Origin of the sequence: Luteococcus sp. (genome assembly GCF_043424415.1) — a bacterium.
GTDB lineage: Bacteria > Actinomycetota > Actinomycetes > Propionibacteriales > Propionibacteriaceae > Luteococcus.
Genome location: NZ_JBHWOO010000281.1, coordinates 1 through 3,666, shown reverse-complemented (window position 1 = coordinate 3,666; position 3,666 = coordinate 1). Strand labels below are relative to the sequence as shown.

At 69.6% G+C, this 3,666-nt stretch carries 2 protein-coding genes; one reads left to right on the top strand and one right to left on the bottom strand.

Annotated features, from left to right (window positions below; genetic code table 11):
- Positions 1 to 51: 51 nt before the first annotated feature.
- Positions 52 to 675 carry a disulfide bond formation protein DsbA gene (locus ACHFFZ_RS15870; protein WP_394277573.1) on the bottom strand — a complete coding sequence of 208 codons (624 nt, stop codon included), beginning with the start codon at positions 673 to 675 and terminating at the stop codon, positions 52 to 54.
- A 155-nt stretch (positions 676 to 830) separates the two neighbouring features.
- On the opposite strand from ACHFFZ_RS15870, the gene pepN reads away from it, so the two are divergent.
- The gene (gene pepN, locus ACHFFZ_RS15865) at positions 831 to 3,431 is read left to right on the top strand and encodes an aminopeptidase N (protein WP_394277572.1); all 2,601 of its coding nucleotides are present in this window, start codon (positions 831 to 833) and stop codon (positions 3,429 to 3,431) included.
- Positions 3,432 to 3,666 lie beyond the last annotated feature (235 nt).

Below are 3,666 nucleotides of genomic sequence, written 5' to 3'. Positions count from 1 at the left end.
TCACTCTCGATGTCGAGGGCTGGGGCGCACACTTCACCGGGGAGCGGCTGATCAGTCGAAGATCGGGCCGACCGTCCGGGTGCGCTTGAGCTCGTAGAAGCCGTCGTACTCGGTGACCAGCGCGAAACCGTCGAACAGGCGCCCGGCCTGCTCACCCTTCGGGGCGGGGCTGATCACGGGGCCGAACAGCGCCTTGCCGTTGATGTGGATCACCGGAGTGCCCACCTCGTCGCCCACCGGGTCCATGCCCTCGTGGTGGCTCTTGCGCAGGTCGGCATCCAGCGAGTCCGGGGCGTCGCCCGGCTTCCAAGCGTCCGCCTTCTCGGCGATGGACTCGTCCAGGCCGCACTCGGCCAGCGCGGCGCGCACCGTCTCGGCGGTCTTCGGCTCCTTGCCCAAGTGATAGCGGGTACCCAGCGCGCTGTAGAACTCGCGCAGCTTCTCACTGCCGTACTGCTGCTCCACGAGCAGGCTGGCGCGGACGCCCACCCAGCCCTCGAGCATGTGCTCCTTGTAGTCCTCGGGCACGTCCCGGCCGTCGTTGAGCACGGAGAGGCTCATCACGTGGAAGGTGGTGTGCACGTCGCGCACCTCCTCCACCTCCAGCATCCAGCGAGAGGTCATCCAGGCCCACGGGCACAGCGGATCGAACCAGAAGTCAACCTGTGTCGTCATGCCTCCCAGCCTACGTCGCGGGCCCAGGGGTGACCGGGAGTTGCCCGGCCCGCCTCCTTGCCCACGCGGGAGCGACGGGTAGGCTCACGCTCTGGACTCCCGACCGATCCGTTCGGGGATCCCCCCCACACACGCATCGAGGAAGGCCCGGGCCCATGAAGCCAGCCAACATCACCCGTGACCAGGCAAGGCAGCGATCACAGGTCATCACCGCCAAGTCCTACCTGGTCACCGTCGACCTGTCGGGGTTCGACCTGGAGGGCGAGCCGCTGGCCGATGCCGATACCTTCATCTCCACCAGCGAGGCCACCTTCACCTCCGCCGGCGGAGACAGCCACATCGACCTCATCGCCGACGAGGTGCTCGACGCCTGGCTGGACGAGACCCAGCTCGATCCCGCCAGCTATGCCGACGGCCGCCTGCCCTTCACCAGCGAGCCCGGCGAGCACACCCTCACCATCACCGCACTGTGCCGCTACTCCCACACCGGCGAGGGCCTGCACCGCTTCGTCGACCCGGCCGACGACAAGGTCTACCTGTACACCCAGTTCGAGACCGCCGACGCGCGTCGCATGTTCGCGAACTTCGAGCAGCCCGACCAGAAGGCCACCTTCCAGCTCAACGTTGTCGCCCCACGCCACTGGACCGTGGTGAGCAATACCGTCGCCGTCGAGCCCCAGGACGGTGCCAATGGCTGCGGCATCTGGGAGTTCGCCCCCACCGAGCCGGTCCCCAGCTACATCACCGCCCTGGTGGCCGGCGAATACCACCGCGTCGAGCACACCATCCGCAGCATCCGCGGTGAGATCCCCGCCTCGGTGATGTGCCGCCAGTCGATGGCCGACTTCCTCGACGACGAACGCATCATGCGCACCACCCAGCGCGGCTTCGATGTCTTCGAGGCCGACTTCGCCCACGCCTACGCCTTCGACTCCTATGACCAGGTCTTCGTGCCGGAGTTCAACGCCGGCGCCATGGAGAATGCGGGCTGCGTCACCTTCCGCGACGAGTACCTCTTCCGCTCCCGCGTCGGCGCCGAGATGTACGAGAGCCGCGACAACACGATCCTGCACGAACTGGCCCACATGTGGTTCGGCAACCTGGTGACGATCCACTGGTGGGACGACCTGTGGCTCAACGAGTCCTTCGCGGAATGGGCCAGCCACCACGCCATGGCACGCATCAATGCCGACGACGGCGGCAGCGACCCGTGGGTGGGCTTCTGCAACAACCGCAAGAGCTGGGCCTACCGCCAGGACCAGCTGCCCACCACCCACCCGATCGCCGCCGACATGGTGGACCTGGAGGCGGTGGAGCAGAACTTCGACGGCATCACCTATGCCAAGGGCGCCTCGGTGCTCAAGCAGCTGGTGGCCTTCGTCGGCACCGAGGAGTTCCTGGGCGGCGTGCGCACCTACTTCGAGCGCCACGCCTTCGGCAACACCGAGCTGACCAACCTGCTGGACGCGCTGGAGCTGTCCAGTGGCCGTGACCTTTCGGACTTCACCGCCACCTGGCTGGAGACCACCGGCCCGAACACCCTGCGTGCCGACTTCGACACCGACGAGCTGGGGCGCATCACCCGCTTCGACGTGGTCCAGGAGGCCGACGAGGCCCACCCCACCCTGCGCACACACCGCATCGCCATCGGCATCTTCGCCCTGGACGCGGAGGGAGAGCACCCGATGCTGCGCCGTCGCCACGGCATCGAGGTGGACGTCACCGGCGAGCGCACCCCCATCGAGGCGCTGGTGGGCCAGCACCGCGGTGACCTGGTGCTGCTCAACGACCGTGACCTCACCTATGCCAAGGTGCGCCTGGACGAGGCCTCGATGCGCGCCCTGACCCGGCACATCCACCAGCTGGAGGACCCCCTGGCCCGTGCCGTGTGCTGGTCCGCCGCCTGGGACATGTGCCGCGACGCCCAGCTGTCGCCCAGCGCCTACGTCGAGCTGGTGCTCGGCGGCATCGGCACCGAGTCCGACCCGAATGCGGTGCGGGCACTGCGGGCGCAGGCCGCCACCGCCGCCATCGCCTACACCCCGGCCGAGCAGCGTCCCGCCAGCCGTGGCCGACTGGTGGCCGGCTTCGCCGGTCTGCTCAAGGATGCCGAGCCGGGCAGTGACCACCAGCTGGCCTTCGCCTCGGCGCTGGTCGAGGCCGTCGACGGACCCACCGGCGCCGCCCTGCTGCAGGCCTGGCTGGACGGCGACGAGGTCCCGGAGGGTCTCGAGGTGGATGCCGACCTGCGCTGGCGGATTGTCGGTTCGCTGGCCCGCCTGGGCGCCATCGACGGGGCGGGAATCGATGCCGAGGCTGAGCGGGACCAGACGATCACTGGTGCCGAGTGGGCAGCGGGGGCCCGGGCGGCGCTCGCCGACGCGGACTCCAAGGAGCGCGCCTGGGTGCAGGCCACCACCGACGAGTCGGTGCCCAATGGCACCCACCTACGGATGTGCGCCGGCTTCTGGAGCTATGGCCAGGCCGACATGCTGCGTCCCTATGCCGAGCGCTACCTGGAGCTGGCCCGCACCATCAGCGCCGGCGAACAGGGCTGGGACCGTCGCGGCACCGCCGCCACCCAGCACGTGCTGCTCTACCTGTTCCCGCACCCGGTGGCCGACGAGGACTTCCTGTCCAGGGTCGACGAGCTGGCTGCCGACGAGCAGACGGCCCCCAGCGTGCGTCGGATCCTGCTGGAGCAGGCCGACGCGGCCCGCCGGGCGCTGCGCTGCCAGCAGGCCGCCAGCGCCTGAGCCGCCTGGCCGGCACGGGTCAGCACGTGACGAGGGCCGGCACCCACAGGGGTGTCGGCCCTCGTCGTATCCGTCCGGAGGCCGCGCTCAGGCCGCCAGGCGCTCCTCGCGTGCCCGGTCAAGGCAGGCTGCCAGGGCCTCCACGATCGCCGGGTGGGCCCCCAGCGGGGCGCTGATGGCATCGGCGCCCGACTCCTCCAGACGCGTCTGGAAGAAGCCGGGGGCCAGCAGAGAA